This window comes from Daejeonella sp., from assembly GCF_017495225.1.
In the GTDB taxonomy this organism is placed as follows: Bacteria; Bacteroidota; Bacteroidia; order Sphingobacteriales; family Sphingobacteriaceae; genus Daejeonella.
Window position 1 is genome coordinate 53,646 of record NZ_JAFEIG010000020.1, and the last position, 16,279, is coordinate 69,924.

The window sequence follows — 16,279 nt, forward strand, 5'->3', positions numbered from 1 at the left end:
TTGCTCTAAATCTTAAATTATTCCTTCTTTCAAAAGATCATGAAGGTGTATGAATCCCTCAAACTTGCTTTCAGAACCTACAAGTATTTGAGAGATATTGTTAACGCGAAGAATTTCAAGTGCGTTAATGGCAAGTTCGTTCTTATCTATATATTTTGGAGATTTTGTCATGATGTTAGCTGCCGTTAAACCATCAATATTTAGATTATTATTCAACATTCTACGAATATCACCATCAGTAATAATTCCTCTTAATATCCCCTCATCTACAACGGCTACAGCACCAAGTCTATTTCTCGTAATTTCTATAATCACCTCTTTTACAGTTGCAGATGAATTAACAAATGGTTTCTCATTTTGTGAGGCCAATGTTCCAACTGTTAAATATAACCGTTTTCCTAAAGACCCTCCAGGATGGTATTTAGCAAAATCGGAACTGCTAAATTCGCGACATTCAAGTAAACAAACTGCCAAAGCGTCACCCATAGCCAATTGTGCAGTGGTACTGGTTGTAGGAGCTAAATTATGAGGGCATGCTTCAATATCAACAGAAGTATCCAGCAACCAATCAGCTTCTTTAGCTAAAAATGAGTTTTTGTCACCTGCCATTGCGACAAGTTTATTTCCTCCTTGTTTCAATAATGGCACTAAAACCTTAATTTCGGGGGTATTGCCACTTTTTGAAATACAAATTACTAAATCATTTTGTTGAATCATGCCCAAATCGCCGTGTATGGCGTCTGCAGCGTGCATGAATATAGCTGGTGTACCTGTAGAATTAAATGTAGCGACAATTTTTTGCGCTATTATTGCACTTTTTCCAATGCCAGTTAATATCACTCTGGCTTTTAGGTACAAAATTTGATGTACTATTTCTGAAAAATCATCGTTCAATTGTGTTGAAATTCGATTTATGCCTTCCGCTTCAATTTGAAGCGTCTTTCGTGCTATTTCTAATATTTCAATCTTATTTTTCAAATGATTTTTTTTTAATAATTATATAATTTACCGCAAAAATATGTTATTTTGAATATTATTATGACCTATTTTCAATTTTTTCCAGTTAAATAATGGAAATAAACAAATCGTTATTCGATAATTTACAGAATTTTTTTGGCTTTGATAACTTTAAAGGTGATCAGGAAGCCATTATAACCAGTATACTTCAAAAGAAAGATACTTTTGTAATTATGCCAACAGGTGGAGGGAAATCCATTTGTTATCAATTGCCAGCTTTAATGAGTGAGGGGACTGCCATAGTTATTTCACCATTGATCGCTTTGATGAAAAATCAAGTGGATCAGTTAAGGGCATTTGGTGGGACTGACAGTATTGCTCACTTCTTAAATTCCTCACTTAATAAGTCTGAAATTACTAAGGTAAAGGAAGATGTATCCAGTGGTGAGACTAAATTATTATACGTTGCTCCAGAATCTTTAACGAAGCAAGAAAATATTGATTTTTTAAGAGGTATTTCGATTTCTTTTGTTGCAGTTGATGAAGCACATTGTATTTCTGAATGGGGGCATGATTTTAGACCTGAATATCGAAGAATTAGACAGGTGATTGATAATATTGGGGAAAATATTCCAATTATTGCGCTTACTGCAACAGCTACTCCTAAAGTACAACAAGATATTCAAAAGAATCTGCAAATGAATAATGCAGTGCTTTTCAAATCATCCTTTAATCGACCTAATTTATTTTACGAAGTACGTGCTAAGCGTAACGCAATTAAAGAGATTGTAAGGTATGCTAAGCAAAATTCAGGAAAATCTGGAATAGTTTATTGCTTGAGTCGTAAAAAGGTAGAAGAAGTGGCTGAAGCGCTAAAACTGAATGGAATTAAGGCTTTGCCATATCATGCGGGACTTGATCCTAAGACGCGTGCAGAGACCCAAGATAATTTCCTGATGGAAGATGTGGATGTTATTGTAGCAACCATAGCTTTTGGTATGGGAATAGATAAACCAGATGTTCGATATGTTATTCATCATGATATTCCAAAAAGTATGGAGGGCTATTATCAGGAAACAGGTCGTGCAGGACGTGATGGTGGTGAAGGTATTTGTGTTGCTTTTTATTCTGAAAAAGATATTGAAAAACTAACCAAATTCATGAAAGATAAGCCTGTTTCTGAAAGAGAAATAGGTACTCAGATATTGAAAGAGGTTATTGATTATGCCGAATCATCTGTCTGCAGGCGAAAACAAATTCTTCATTATTTTGGTGAAAATTTTAATGAAACGGGATGTGATAATATGTGTGATAATTGTCGCCACCCTAAGACTTATTTCGATGCAGAGGCTCCTTTAATTAAAGCCTTGGCTCTTATTAAAGATTTAGGAGAGAAATTTGATGATCAACATATTATTAATATCATGTTGGGTATTGAAACACCTCAAATTAGCTCCTATGAGCATAGTAAATTGCCTGTGTTTGGCTCCGGCAAAGAAGATGGCGAAATCCTATGGAAATCTTTGATGCGTCAAATGGTCTTGAATAATTTTGTATTTAAGGATATTGATAATTACGGACTTCTTAAATTAACTAAGTCTGGGATTTCATTTATTGAAAATCCTCATTCTCTTAAGTTTATTCTTAATTATTTAATGGATGTGGCCGAAGATGAAGTTGAAGAATCTCATCATCAAGGAGGTGCATTAGACACTCAATTGCTTCAAATGTTGAAGGATTTGAGAAAAAAAATCGCCAAACAAAAGAATTTACCTCCTTTTGTAATTTTTCAAGATCCTTCACTGGATGAGATGTGTACTCATTACCCTGTTTCAATTGATGAATTAAAGCAAATTCAGGGTGTTGGATCTGGAAAGGCCATGAAATTCGGAACTCCTTTCATAGATCTGATTAAAAAGTATGTGGATGATAATGATATCGATCGCCCAGTAGATTTAATCATAAAAAGTGCTGCTAATAAATCAGCTTTAAAGGTTTCTATCATTCAAAATATTGACCGCCAAATATCTTTGGAGGATATTGCTTCAGCTAAAGGTATTTCATTCGATGACATTTTAAAGGAGCTTGAAACTATCGTTAATTCGGGTACGAAACTTAATCTTAACTATTATATCGACGAAATGCTTGAAGAAGATAGGCAAGAGGAAGTGTTTGATTACTTTAGATCAACAGAAACTGATTCTATCGAAGATGCACTTAAAGAGCTCGGCCCCGAAGATTATACTCGCGAAGAATTACAATTAATGCGTATTAAATTTTTATCTGAACTAGGAAATTAATGATTACCAATATTCCCCAAATTAAACATACTGAGTCTGGAAATTTTTTCTTAATGGCCGGACCTTGCGTTATTGAAGGTGAAGAAATTGCTCTCAAAATCGCTGAAAAAATTGTAAAAATAAGTGATAAGCTTGAAATTCCTTTAATATTTAAGGGTTCTTACCGTAAGGCAAATCGTTCAAGATTGGACTCATTTACAGGAATTGGAGACGAAAAAGCACTTCAAATACTTAATAAAGTTAGTAAAGAGTTTGGTATTCCTACAGTTACAGACATTCACGAAAGTCACGAAGCAGCCATTGCAGCCGAATATGTTGATGTTTTACAAATTCCTGCTTTCTTATGCCGCCAAACCGATTTATTGGTTGCTGCAGCTAAAACTGGGAAAACAATCAATGTTAAAAAAGGTCAATTCCTTTCTGCAGGTTCAATGAAATTTGCAGTAGAGAAAATTCAAGAATCAGGAAATCCTAATGTGATTTTAACAGATCGTGGAAATACATTTGGGTATCAAGATATAATTGTTGATTACAGAGGGATTCCTGAAATGAGAAGTTTTGGTGTTCCTGTAGTTATGGATTGTACACATTCTCTGCAACAACCAAATCAAGCAAGTGGAGTTACAGGAGGTAAGCCAGCGCTTATTGAAACAATTGCAAAGGCGGCTATTGCAGTGGGTTCTGATGGTTTATTCATTGAAACTCATCCCGATCCAGCTAACGCAAAATCTGATGGAGCTAATATGCTTCATCTTGACTTACTCGAAGATTTGATGATTAAATTAATTAGAATCAGGAAAGCTATTTCCTGATTCTAATTTTAGCCTCCTTAATTTAAGGGGGCTATTTTTTTAAACTCTATAATAATCTGGTTTCCAGTTTTTTATAGCTTGTTTAATCGATTTTGAATCTAGTTTTTCTGAAACTGCCTTTTCAACTAAGCCAGGAAATTCTTCGTCTGGTGCAAATCTTAATGCTACAATTTGTCCCATACTCAATTCACTTGGTAGTCCTTTTCCTGTTAATAGGTAATATCTGAAATTCTCTTCACTACGGATTGCTCTATCTTGTGCTTTAAGCGGAAAAGAGCGTGTGTACCAAAATAGAAAAATACCGCAAAGAAAAAGTAGAGTAATTAAACTTGCCGAATAAAATGTGTCATTTCCAAATGATTTATAAAGATTAAAAAGTGATCCTATAAATCCTAGGAGTAATAAAGGTCCTAATACTTTGTGAAAGCCTGTAACTAGGCGTGCATGGTTTTGGTAGTTTTGATTCATATTTATTTATTTGTGATTTTAAATTCAGTTCTTCTATTCAGTTTACGTCCGTCTTCCGTTTTATTGTCGGAAATTGGATTAGTCTCCCCAAAGCCCTTAAAGCTTAATCTATTTGCCCTAATGTTTTGATTAATTAGATATTCAAAGACCGTTTTAGCTCTGTTTTTAGATAGCGTTAGGTTAGTTTCATCATCTCCAATATTATCGGTATGGCCGCCAATTTCAATATTTAAAGTGGGATTTTCATTTAAAAACTGAACTATTTGTTCGAGTTCAATTTTTGATTCAGGTAATAGATCAAATTTATTAGTATTAAAAAATATATTATTAAGGACTACAATCTTGCCGATTTCGATTTTTTGTAAGGGGATCTCAAGCAGAAATGCCTCGTTTTTTTCCATATTATCGAGTAAAAAATTATGCGAATAAAATAAATATCCCTCTCTTCTAACCGTTAATCCGTAGTTTTTACCATTCACAAGGCTAGCTAAGAATTTACCATCCTCCAATTCAGTAAAATCGTCAAAAACCATCTTTCCTGTACTTAAATCGTTTATCTGAATATGTGCATTGAGTTTAAGATTATTAATTTTATCAAATACCATACCCTTTACATAGCTTACATTTCTAGGTCTTAGTTCTTTAGGAAGTTCAAAATAATAAATGTCTAATTTTCCAAAACCACCTTCTTTCTTGCTTGAAAAAAAGGCTTTTTCTCCGTCGTGGCTTATACTCAAGCCACTTTCTTCACTATGTGTATTTATTGGATAGCCTAAATTTACTGGTCTTGTCCAATCAGTTTTGTTTTCCGTGTTTTGGATTTTCCTACTTATAAATAAGTCTTTATTACCAAAACCTGGCCAGCCGTTTGATGAAAAATAGAGACTTTCATCATCAGAATGAATAAATGGCGAAGTTTCATCATATTTAGTATTGATATTTGGTCCTAAGTTTACTGGCGAATTCCAACTACCATCAGCATTTAACTCTGCACTCCAAATATCATATCCTCCAAAACCTCCTTTGCGAGTGCTTACAAAATATAAAGTTTTGCCATCGGCACTAATTGACGGCTGTGATTCCCATCCAGAGGTATTTATTGGTTCTCCAATATTAAAGGGTTCACTCCAATTATTGCCCTCTTTTTTTGAAAGATAAATATCACATCTTCCTAAACCTTCTGGTCGGTTACATGCTGTAAAAAATAGGTATTTTCCATCAGGAGATATGTTTTGCGCTCCTTCATTATAATCTGGGCTGTTTATATTATTACTTAAATAAGTTGCTTTTTCCCATATTTCATTTGCCCTCTTACTGGTATAAAAATCCTCATTTCTATTTGCCTGGCGTGTAAATATGATAGTTTCTTCATCTGCTGTAACAACAGGAAGATATTCATCCTCTGCGGTATTAATTGCTTGCCCGATGTTTTTGGGCTCAAATGGAACTGGTTTTTCAATACCCTTCAAACTGAATTGACAGTCCAATAAATATTTTCCTGTCTTTTCTATGCTGGTAGCAGATATTTCGGGAAAGCCCAAATAGCTTTCAAAGTGTGTTATGGCTTTGGAGTAATCTCCAGTATTTAGCTCAGATTCTGCTAAATAAAAATGGGTGAGTGGGTAAAATTCGGAATCGATTTCAAGTATTTTAGTATAATTGATACGAGCCTCTGCGTAATTCCCAGATTTTCTTTGGATATCTCCTAGTTGTTGATAAGCGGCTAAAAATCTATTATCTAAATCAATTGCTTTTTTAAAATCAATAATTGCTAAATCTATTTGATTATTTGTTAAATAGCTAACAGCCTGATTATAGGATTTTTGAGCCTGTTTTACAGTTGAAGTGCTTGACTTTTGCGCAAAAAGTCCTAGGGGTAAAAAGCAAATAATAAAAATGAATCTATTAAACATTGGCCTTATTTATTTTCTTTTTAAGATAAAAAACAAAAAAATCATTGTGTTAATGAACTCCTTTTATTAATTACAATTATATGAAAATAGTCAATTTATGGAATATTTAGATATTTATGTGTTTGCAGCGATACTTCCCATTTGGGATTTTGCATCACATAATCAATAATTAAAGGGGTTATTTCAGCACTTTTTGACCATTCAGGTTGTAAATATAATTTACATCTGTCTGATACATGAGCTGCATGCTCTTCGGCCCACAAAAAATCACTTTTATTAAAGACAATCACTTTTAATTCTCCTGCCAAAGGTAAAATATCTGGTCTAGGCGATTTAAATTTTTTGGGTGATAAACAAATCCAATCCCATGATCCTGAAAGCGGATATGCTCCAGAGGTTTCAATAAAAGTTTTTATGCCTTTTTTTTGGAGTTCAGCAGTTAGATAATCTAAATTATAAATCAAGGGTTCACCACCAGTAACTACTACAGCCTTTCCTGGATATTTTTCGGCGTTCTCAACAATTTGATCGGCAGAAGTTAGGGGATGAAGTTCCGCATCCCAACTTTCTTTTACATCACACCAATGGCATCCTACATCGCAACCGCCTAAACGAATAAAATAAGCAGCTTTCCCAGAATGAAATCCTTCACCTTGAATCGTGTAAAACTCTTCCATTAAAGGTAATAATGTGCCGTCAGGCGGAATTTGATGTGCCATTTTGTAAATTAGAATACAAATATACTTATTTTACAATCTTAAGCTTGTTGAAAGCACATAGAGAAATAAAATTGACATATTTTTAACCTATGAATTGGATTAAAATTGTTTCTATAGATAAATTAAGCAAGGAAGATTTCATCTCAAAAGTGAATGTTTCTGGCAAGAAAATATGCCTAGTACGCACAGAAGGTAATCTTTTTGCTGTGCAGAATAGCTGCCCTCATGCTGGTGCACAACTCAGTAATGGTTGGTGTTCTAAAGGTAAGATTGTTTGTCCGTACCACCGACAAGAATTTGATTTACAGACAGGTAGGGGAGCTGAGGGACAAAGAAATTATGTAGATACCTATCCTTTGGATATGAGAAAGGATGGACTTTATATTGGAATTAAAAAGCCTTGGTGGAAATTTTGGCAATAAAAATCAATAAATCTCCTTTTTAGCTGATGCAAGCGTATTTTTTAGTAAACCTACAATAGTCATTAATCCTACACCGCCAGGAACTGGAGTAATCCAAGATGTTTTTGGAGCTACATTTTCAAAATCTACATCGCCATATAATTTGAAACCTGATTTAGTTTCAGTTGATACCTCACGATTCATACCTACGTCGATAACAATTGCTCCATTTTTTACCATATCGGCGGTAACAAAATTCTTTTTCCCAATGGCAACAATAAGAATATCAGCATCTAAACTGAATTTTTTAATATCGGGTGTGCGACTATGGCAAATGGTTACTGTACAGTTCCCAGGATTAGTGTTGCGAGCCATTAAAATGCTCATTGGAGATCCAACAATATTACTTCTGCCAATAACTACGCAGTGTTTTCCAGCGGTATCTATTCCATATTCCTGAAGCATCAGTAAAATGCCGTAAGGTGTTGCCGGTAGGAATGAGGGAAGGTTTCTTTGCATCCGACCAAGATTTACCGGGTGAAAGCCATCAACATCCTTTTCTGGTGAAATTTTCTCTGTTACTTTATCAGCAGAAATATGCTTAGGAAGTGGAAGTTGTACCAAAATTCCATCAGTATTTGGATCTTGATTTACTTCGTCTATCTTTTTAAGGAGCTCTTCTTCGGTAATAGTATTTTCATAGCGATATAAGGTAGAATTAAATCCCACTTTTTCGCAATTCTTTATTTTACTGGCTACGTAGGTTTCTGAGCCTCCATCATGTCCAACTAAAATAGCTACTAGATGAGGTTTTCTACCTGTTTTTTCTAAGATTGTGGCAGCTTCAACAGCTATCTCTTGTTTTAATTTTTCTGAGACAAACTTTCCGTCTAGTAATTGCATCGACTATTAATTTGGGTATTATTTTAGAATTACAATTCGCCTTTCGCTAATCGCGAAAAGCGAATTTTTGAATTAATCAAGTTTCAATACCGCCATAAATGCAGTTTGTGGAATTTCCACATTTCCTACCTGACGCATACGTTTTTTACCCTTCTTTTGCTTTTCAAGGAGTTTTCTTTTTCTTGAAATATCACCTCCATAACATTTAGCTGTTACATCTTTACGCAAGGCTTTAACGGTCTCACGAGCAATGATTTTAGCTCCAATTGAGGCTTGAACGATAATTTCGAACTGCTGTCTTGGTATTAGTTCTCTTAATTTCTCACAGATTTTCTTTCCAAAATTATAGGAGTTAGTTCGGTGAATTAGAGAAGATAATGCATCTACAGGTTCACTATTTAATAAAATATCTAGTCTAACTAGATCCGACTGACGATATCCAATTTGATGATAATCAAAAGAGGCATATCCTTTAGAAATTGTTTTTAATCGATCGTAGAAGTCGAATACAATTTCGCCCATTGGCATTTCAAAAATTAGCTCAACACGATCGGAGGTAAGATAAGATTGGTTGATGATAGTGCCTCTTTTTTGAATACAAAGCGACATGATTGAACCAACAAATTCTGATTTAGTGATGATATTAGCCTTGATATAAGGTTCTTCAACATGATCTAGTTTACTAGGGTCAGGAAGATCGGAAGGATTATGAACATCAATTTCTACACCTTTAGATGTAAATGCTTTATATGAAACGTTTGGAACGGTAGTGATAACCGTCATATCGAATTCACGTTCAAGGCGTTCTTGAATGATCTCCATGTGAAGCATTCCCAAGAATCCACAACGAAATCCAAAACCTAATGCTGCCGAAGATTCAGGTTCAAATACGATTGAAGCATCGTTTAGCTGCAATTTGTGCATGCTTTCACGCAATTCCTCGTACTCATCCGTATCAACAGGGTAAATCCCGGCAAAAACCATTGGTTTAACTTCTTCAAAACCTTTAATTGGTTCTTTGCTTGGTCTTTCTTTATGAGTTATGGTATCACCAACTTTAACTTCACGAGCCTCTTTGATACCAGAAATGATATAACCTACATCACCTGTTTTTATTACATCCTTTGGTTTCTGAGTTAATTTTAGAGTACCAACTTCCTCAGCAATATAATCTTTATCCGTTGCTACAAATTTTACTTTATCTCCTTTACGGATTTCCCCATTTAGGACTTTAAAATAGGCGATAATACCTCGAAATGAGTTAAATACTGAGTCGAAAATTAAAGCTTGTAATTCACCATCAGGATTTCCTTTTGGCGCTGGAATACGTTCTACAATAGCTTTTAATATATTGTCAACTCCCAAACCGGTTTTTCCCGAAGCAGGAATAATTTCCTCACGCTTACAACCAATTAATTCAATAATCTGATCTTTAACCTCCTCAGGCATCGCTCCAGGAAGGTCCATTTTATTAAGAATTGGTATAATTTCTAAATCATGCTCTAGCGCAAGATATAGATTTGAAATGGTCTGAGCCTGAATACCTTGTGAAGCATCTACAATTAATAGTGCACCTTCGCATGCAGCAATGGAACGAGAAACTTCATAGGAAAAATCTACGTGCCCAGGTGTATCAATTAAATTTAAAACATAGGGCTGTCCATCCTGAATATAATCCATTTGGATAGCATGACTTTTGATAGTAATACCACGTTCACGTTCTAAATCCATGTCGTCAAGCAATTGAGCCTGAGATTCACGTTGAGTTATCGTGTTAGTGTACTCCAGAAGACGGTCGGCTAAGGTGCTTTTACCGTGATCTATATGAGCAATTATGCAAAAATTTCTTATGTGCTTCATCTGAAATGCAAATATAGTTTTTTGTAAGCAAATTTTGCTTTAGTTCTTTTAAATATGATTGTAATTTATGATGCGTTAAAGCCAGCATTTTCATTTAAAATATCTTTCTTTTTTATTCTTTAATTATTTTAAGTATTTTGTAGAAATTACTCATTTACAGCCTATTCTATGATAATTGGAATCTTACGTGAACCATCAATTGAAACTAGAGTTTCTTTAATTCCAGAACACATAAAAGTGCTTACCAAGCAAAATATTCAAGTTTTAGTGGAGCACGATTGTGGTATTTTAGCTTTTGCACCTGATAATTTATACAAAGAACAGGGTGCCGAATTGAGTACAAGAGAAGAAATTTTAAAAAATGCTGATGTTCTTTTGACTATTAATTCTTTGTCGAATGAAGATTTAAAAAGTATTAAGAAAAACGCCATTATTTTAGGAGTTTTTAGTCCCCTAGCTAATTTAAATTTAATGCAAGAGTGGGCTCAAAAGGGTTTAACAACTTTTAGCATGGATATGTTGCCTCGAACTACCAGAGCGCAGAGTATGGATATTTTGAGTTCTCAAGCAAATATTGCTGGTTATAAGGCGGTTTTGTTAGCAGCTATGCAATTGCCTAAATATTTTCCAATGTTTATGACCGCTGCAGGAAGTATCGCACCAGCGAAAGTAATGATTTTGGGTGCTGGTGTTGCAGGATTACAAGCGATTGCTACAGCAAAACGTTTGGGTGCCGTTGTTGAAGTATTTGATACTAGACCCGCCGTAAAAGAGGAGGTGATGAGTTTAGGAGCTAAATTTATTGAAGTTGAAGGTGCTCTTGATTCTTCCAACGCTGGTGGATATGCAGTTGTTCAAACAGAAGAATATCTTCAAAAACAAAGAGAAAGAATTGCTGATGTAGCTTCTAAAGCTGATGTTATTATTACTACTGCTCAAATTCCTGGTAAAAAAGCTCCAATTTTATTGCCAGATGCTATTTTGGATAATATGAAATCCGGCTCTTTAATCATTGATTTAGCCTCCGCTACAGGTGGTAATACTTCTCAAACGAAAGATCGTAAGACAATAAGATATAAGAATGTAACTATTATTGGTAACTCAAATTTACCAGCCACCATGCCATCCGATGCGAGTAAGCTTTACGGTAAGAATATTTTAAATTTCTTACAATTAGTTATTGGAGCAGATGCTTCACTAAACTTAAATTTTGAAGATGATTTAGTTAAAGGTACCTGCATTACTCACAATGGTGAGATTTGTAATAATCGAGTTAAAGAAATAGCAGATATATAAAGTATTACTTTATATATTTTACATAAATTATTGTTAAACAAATAGATATGAATTTTAAGATATATTAGAAATGGAAACTATGTTAAATTGGCTTACTCTTCATCAGGATATGATTTATATCGTTCTTTTAAGTGTTTTCCTAGGTATTGAAGTGATAGGTAGGGTACCAAGTGTGCTTCATACTCCTTTAATGAGTGGTGCTAACGCAATTCATGGGGTTGTTATTATCGGGGCTATTATTGTAATGGGCAAAGTTCAAAGTGATAATTTAACCGCACTTATATTGGGCTTTTTAGCTGTTATTTTAGGAACCTTAAACGTTGTTGGTGGTTTTGTTGTAACCGATAGAATGTTGGAAATGTTTAAAAAGAAAAAATAAGTAAACATTACCTTTTGAAAAATCATTTATAAAAATATTACATGGAATTAAACATACTTGTCATTTGTTACTTAATCGGATCAGTAACATTTATCATCGGATTAAAAATGTTGAGTCACCCGGAAAGTGCAAGAAGAGGTAACCTTATTGCTGCAGCAGGAATGGCAATATCAATCTTTGCGACTATTTTTCTTTATGAAGAGGATGGTCATAAACTGCAAAATTATCCATGGATTTTTGCCGCTTTAATTATTGGGTCAGTTTTAGGTACACTAGCTGCAAAAAGGGTTAAAATGACTGCCATGCCCGAAATGGTTAGTTTATTTAATGGGATGGGAGGTGCTTGTGCAGCTTTAATTTCCATTCTAGAATTTGATCATATTTATTCTTTAATGAAAGACGGTGAGGTCTCTGATTCTGGTATTTTATTAATCATTTTTGCGGGATTGATTATTGGTACTATTTCTTTTGCAGGGAGTATGGTGGCTTGGGCTAAGTTAAATGGAAGGATTAAAGATTTTTCTTTCCAGGGGCAGCATATCATGAATTTGTTAATTTTTGGTGTCATTATTTGTCTTTCAGGATACTCAATTTATTCAGGTGATTTACAAATTCAAACCTTATTTTATGTAGTATTTGCCTTGTCTATAATTTATGGTTTATTCTTCGTGCTACCTATTGGCGGTGCAGATATGCCAGTTGTTATTTCTTTGTTAAACTCATTTACAGGTGTTGCAGCAGCATTTGGGGGATTTTTATATGATAATCCCGTTATGCTTACTGGAGGTATTTTGGTAGGTTCTGCAGGTACTATATTAACTATTTTAATGTGTAAGGCCATGAATAGGCCTCTAAGTAATGTTTTAATTGGTTCATTCGGGGGATCAAAATCTAGTGCTGCTTCTAAAGATCAGGGTGCCTATAAAGAGATTAGCATCAGCGATTCGGCAGTTGTAATGGCTTATGCTAAAAAGGTAATGATTGTGCCAGGTTATGGATTAGCTGTTGCTCAGGCTCAGCACGTATGCCATGAACTGGAAAAATTGCTAAGCGATAAAGGAGTTGAAGTAAACTACGCTATCCACCCAGTAGCGGGTAGAATGCCAGGACACATGAATGTATTGCTTGCAGAAGCTGATGTAGACTATTCAAGTCTTTTGGAAATGGAAGATGCTAATGATGTTTTTCCTCAAACAGATGTTGTCCTTGTTTTAGGCGCAAATGATGTTGTTAATCCTGCTGCCAAAACAGATCCTGCATCACCAATTTATGGTATGCCGGTTTTAGATGTAGAGTTAGCCAAATTGGTAATTATTAATAAGAGAAGCATGAATCCAGGCTATGCAGGGATAGAAAATGAACTATTTTTCCAACCTAAGTCATCCATGCTATTTGGAGATGCAAAAGATGTACTTCAGAAATTAGTTGCAGAAATTAAAACGCTATAAATTAAAAAAAATATAGCGTTTTATTCTTCACGTTTTAAGCTGTATTTATCAATTTTACTATATAAATGGCTTCTTTGGATGTCGATTTCATCGGCTGTTTTTGATACATTCCAATTATTTTTCTCCAATTTATATTTAATAAAATCGCGTTCTACATAATCTTTGTATTCCTGAAAATTTGTAAAACTGTCAAAATTTAAGGAATGATTATTTTTTGTGCTTACGGATGTAGAGCTTATAGAATTCGGATTAGCAAAAGCTATAACATCCTTATCAGTTATTACTTTATCACTCAAAATGATAAGACGCTCAATCATATTCCTTAACTCTCTAATATTACCAGTCCATGCCATGTTTTTTAATGCATCCATAGCTTCTCCACTGATCGCTTTAAGGGGCATGCCATAGTCATTGCAAATTTCGGTACAAAAGTTTTGTGCAATTAGAGGAATGTCCTCCTTGCGTTCTGTTAAATTTGGTACATGAATTAAGATCACACTTAGTCTATGATAAAGGTCCATTCTGAAGTTGCCTGCGTCAATTTCTTTTTGGAGATCTTTATTGGTTGCAGCTATCACACGTACATCAACATCAATTTCTTTTTCACCACCTACACGCGTTACTTTATTTTCTTGAAGTGCACGTAATACTTTTGCTTGAGCAGAGAGACTCATGTCACCAATTTCATCTAAAAATAATGTCCCACCATTGGCTTGCTCAAATTTTCCAATTCTTTGTTTAATGGCTGAGGTAAAAGATCCTTTTTCATGACCAAATAGCTCGCTTTCAATTAATTCTGAAGGGATGGCAGCACAATTAACTTCAACTAATACAGAATCTGCACGGTTCGATTTTTCGTGTAGCCAACGCGCAACCAATTCTTTTCCACTGCCATTAGCACCGGTTATTAATACACGCGCATCAGTAGGGGCAACACGGTCAATAGTATCTTTAATTTTTTGAATAGCGGTTGATTTACCAAGCATCTCACGTGTGCGACTAGCCTTACGCTTTAATACCTTGGTTTCTATCACTAAGTTTTTGCGTTCTAAGGCATTTCTAACCGTTAATAGCAATCTATTTAAATCGGGTGGTTTGGTTATAAAGTCATAGGCTCCTTTTTTACTGGATTCAATAGCAGTTTCTACGGTGCCATGTCCAGAAATCATGATAAAAGGCAAGTCTGGTTGTATTTTTAGTCCCTCTATCAGAACCTCCATACCATCCATCTTATTCATTTTTATATCGCAAAGAATCAAGTCATATTCGTTTTTAGCGATAAGAATCAGTGCATCAGAACCATTATCAATGTCGTCGACCTGATATTGTTCATATTCTAAAATCTCACGTAAAGTATTACGTATTGACCTTTCATCATCTATGATTAGAATTTTTGCCATATATTTTCGAGAATTAATTTAAAGATCGTTACGATAATTAATTAAAATTAAATTATTGTAACTATAAATTAATAAATGATTTTTCAAAAAATGCAAGCCTGTAAGCCGGGTTCTGTTTTCCGATAAATCGGAAATTCTATCATTTATCTAGCCATGAAATTGCTTACATGATCTAACGACCTACCCATTCCGGATTTTGCTGTTTTGCAGCAAAGGAAACGAGCAGTTTCGCTTCCGGAACCTATTTGGTCTTTCAACTCCTGGGGTTTACCGCAACTTATGTCACCATAAGTTACCGTGAGCTCTTACCTCACATTTTCACCTTTACCTACCGAAGCAGGAAGTATATTTTCTGTGGCACTTTCCGTCACCATTTTCATGATGCCTTCCTGTTAGGAAGCAGGATGCTCTATGTTGCCCGGACTTTCCTCCTTGACTTTCATCACGGCGATAGAACGGCTTGCATCTCAAAGATAAGAATTTTGAATTAAGGAGTAGGGGAATTTATTTTATCCTTTGAAGATCTTTATCTAGTTTAATTATACTTTTTAAAATTGCTGTTGCTGCTGAGTAGAAAAAATCCTGATTGATATTTTGAAAGGTATCGGTTGCTTGGTGGTAATCTTTATGATCTTCAACGCCAAAATAAATAAAGGGTATATTTTCTTTTGCAAAAGGACCTTGATCACTTTGCATGGTCCAATCATCTTTCCCGCTACCAGGAATATCGTGGCCAAAAATTATACTTATTCCAGTATTTTTATCTGCATCCTTTATAATTTCTTTTAAAACTGGTGTTTTATAGGTCCCTGCTGCATATAATTCAGATTTGTCATTATGGGAAACCATATCCATATTAATATTTAATTTAATGGCCTTTTTATTGGTCTTTGGATCTTTTAAAAATGCATATGCTCCTTGCAGACCCATTTCTTCTGCATCAAAGGCTATAAAATAAATTGTACTTTGTGGTTTATGCTTTTTAAAATATTCAGCAATACTTAATAAAGCAGATACACCAGAGGCATTGTCATCAGCACCATAATAAATCTTTGAATTATTGATGCCTACATGATCATAGTGTGCTGAAATAACGATTATATCTTCTGTTTTACCTTTGATATAAGCAATTAAATTAGTCCCATTTACTTGCTCTGATTTTCGGTTTTTAAAACTAAAATTATGCTTAAAATCCTCATTAATGGAGTTAAGACCTATTTTCTTAAATCGATCAATGATATATTCTGCCGCAGCATGGTTTCCAGAAGTTCCAGTTTTTCGTCCCTCATATTTATCAGATGCTAAAATCTCAATGTCTTTTAATAAGTCAACTCGATTTATTTGCTGAGCCTGAGATTTAAACCCTAAAAGTAAAGCAATGATTAAAAGAACTTTTTTCATATCAATTTTTTAAATAGAACCC

The 16,279-nt window shown here is 34.5% G+C and carries 14 protein-coding genes and 1 other RNA gene; 6 read left to right on the forward strand and 9 right to left on the reverse strand.

What is annotated here, in order from left to right:
• Positions 1-12 precede the first annotated feature (12 nt).
• On the reverse strand, positions 13-978 hold the full coding sequence (locus QZ136_RS07560) for a KpsF/GutQ family sugar-phosphate isomerase (RefSeq protein WP_291402060.1): 966 nt from the start codon (positions 976-978) through the stop codon (positions 13-15).
• Between the two features lie 92 nt (positions 979-1,070).
• On the opposite strand from QZ136_RS07560, the gene recQ reads away from it, so the two are divergent.
• Both recQ and kdsA read left to right on the forward strand, forming a co-directional pair.
• On the forward strand, positions 1,071-3,257 hold the full coding sequence (gene recQ / locus QZ136_RS07565) for a DNA helicase RecQ (protein ID WP_291402062.1): 2,187 nt from the start codon (positions 1,071-1,073) through the stop codon (positions 3,255-3,257).
• A complete protein-coding gene (kdsA, locus tag QZ136_RS07570) occupies positions 3,257-4,069 on the forward strand; it encodes a 3-deoxy-8-phosphooctulonate synthase (protein WP_291402064.1) in 813 nt (270 codons plus the stop codon). The genes recQ and kdsA overlap by 1 nt, the downstream gene beginning before the upstream one ends.
• Before the next feature lie 39 nt (positions 4,070-4,108).
• On the opposite strand, the gene QZ136_RS07575 is transcribed toward kdsA, so the two are convergent.
• From QZ136_RS07575 to QZ136_RS07585, 3 genes are all read right to left on the reverse strand, one after another.
• Positions 4,109-4,537, reverse strand: a complete 429-nt coding sequence (locus QZ136_RS07575; RefSeq protein ID WP_291402066.1) for a DUF6526 family protein — start codon at positions 4,535-4,537, stop codon at positions 4,109-4,111.
• 2 nt (positions 4,538-4,539) lie between these two features.
• On the reverse strand, positions 4,540-6,450 hold the full coding sequence (locus QZ136_RS07580; RefSeq protein ID WP_291402069.1) for an OmpA family protein: 1,911 nt from the start codon (positions 6,448-6,450) through the stop codon (positions 4,540-4,542).
• A 95-nt stretch (positions 6,451-6,545) separates the two neighbouring features.
• A complete protein-coding gene (locus tag QZ136_RS07585) occupies positions 6,546-7,169 on the reverse strand; it encodes a 7-carboxy-7-deazaguanine synthase QueE (RefSeq protein ID WP_291402071.1) in 624 nt (207 codons plus the stop codon).
• An 89-nt stretch (positions 7,170-7,258) separates the two neighbouring features.
• On the opposite strand from QZ136_RS07585, the gene QZ136_RS07590 reads away from it, so the two are divergent.
• Positions 7,259-7,591 carry a Rieske (2Fe-2S) protein gene (locus QZ136_RS07590; RefSeq protein ID WP_291402073.1) on the forward strand — a complete coding sequence of 111 codons (333 nt, stop codon included), beginning with the start codon at positions 7,259-7,261 and terminating at the stop codon, positions 7,589-7,591.
• Between the two features lie 3 nt (positions 7,592-7,594).
• On the opposite strand, the gene QZ136_RS07595 is transcribed toward QZ136_RS07590, so the two are convergent.
• Together QZ136_RS07595 and lepA are read right to left on the reverse strand one after the other, a co-directional pair.
• Positions 7,595-8,473: a tetrahydrofolate dehydrogenase/cyclohydrolase catalytic domain-containing protein gene (locus QZ136_RS07595; RefSeq protein WP_291402075.1), complete on the reverse strand. Its 879-nt coding sequence runs from the start codon at positions 8,471-8,473 to the stop codon at positions 7,595-7,597.
• A 72-nt stretch (positions 8,474-8,545) separates the two neighbouring features.
• Positions 8,546-10,333 (reverse strand): translation elongation factor 4, encoded by a 1,788-nt coding sequence (lepA, locus tag QZ136_RS07600; RefSeq protein WP_291402077.1) that lies wholly within the window; start codon positions 10,331-10,333, stop codon positions 8,546-8,548.
• A 168-nt stretch (positions 10,334-10,501) separates the two neighbouring features.
• Between lepA and QZ136_RS07605 the strand changes: the two genes are divergently transcribed.
• The 3 genes from QZ136_RS07605 (at position 10,502) to QZ136_RS07615 (ending at position 13,456) form a co-directional block, all read left to right on the forward strand.
• Positions 10,502-11,629: an NAD(P) transhydrogenase subunit alpha gene (locus QZ136_RS07605; protein WP_291402079.1), complete on the forward strand. Its 1,128-nt coding sequence runs from the start codon at positions 10,502-10,504 to the stop codon at positions 11,627-11,629.
• Between the two features lie 70 nt (positions 11,630-11,699).
• Positions 11,700-12,008, forward strand: coding sequence for an NAD(P) transhydrogenase subunit alpha (locus QZ136_RS07610; RefSeq protein ID WP_291402081.1), 309 nt, complete (start codon positions 11,700-11,702; stop codon positions 12,006-12,008).
• Positions 12,009-12,049: 41 nt separating this feature from the next.
• Positions 12,050-13,456, forward strand: a complete 1,407-nt coding sequence (locus tag QZ136_RS07615; RefSeq protein WP_291402083.1) for an NAD(P)(+) transhydrogenase (Re/Si-specific) subunit beta — start codon at positions 12,050-12,052, stop codon at positions 13,454-13,456.
• Positions 13,457-13,476: 20 nt separating this feature from the next.
• Here QZ136_RS07615 and QZ136_RS07620 read toward each other — a convergent pair whose 3' ends face one another.
• From QZ136_RS07620 to QZ136_RS07630, 3 genes are all read right to left on the reverse strand, one after another.
• Entirely contained in the window at positions 13,477-14,856 is a 1,380-nt protein-coding gene (locus QZ136_RS07620) for a sigma-54 dependent transcriptional regulator (protein ID WP_291402086.1), read from the reverse strand.
• A gap of 85 nt (positions 14,857-14,941) precedes the next feature.
• Positions 14,942-15,323: RNase P RNA component class A (gene rnpB, locus QZ136_RS07625), an RNA gene on the reverse strand.
• 37 nt (positions 15,324-15,360) lie between these two features.
• Positions 15,361-16,257: a M28 family peptidase gene (locus QZ136_RS07630; RefSeq protein ID WP_291402088.1), complete on the reverse strand. Its 897-nt coding sequence runs from the start codon at positions 16,255-16,257 to the stop codon at positions 15,361-15,363.
• Between the last annotated feature and the right edge of the window lie 22 nt (positions 16,258-16,279).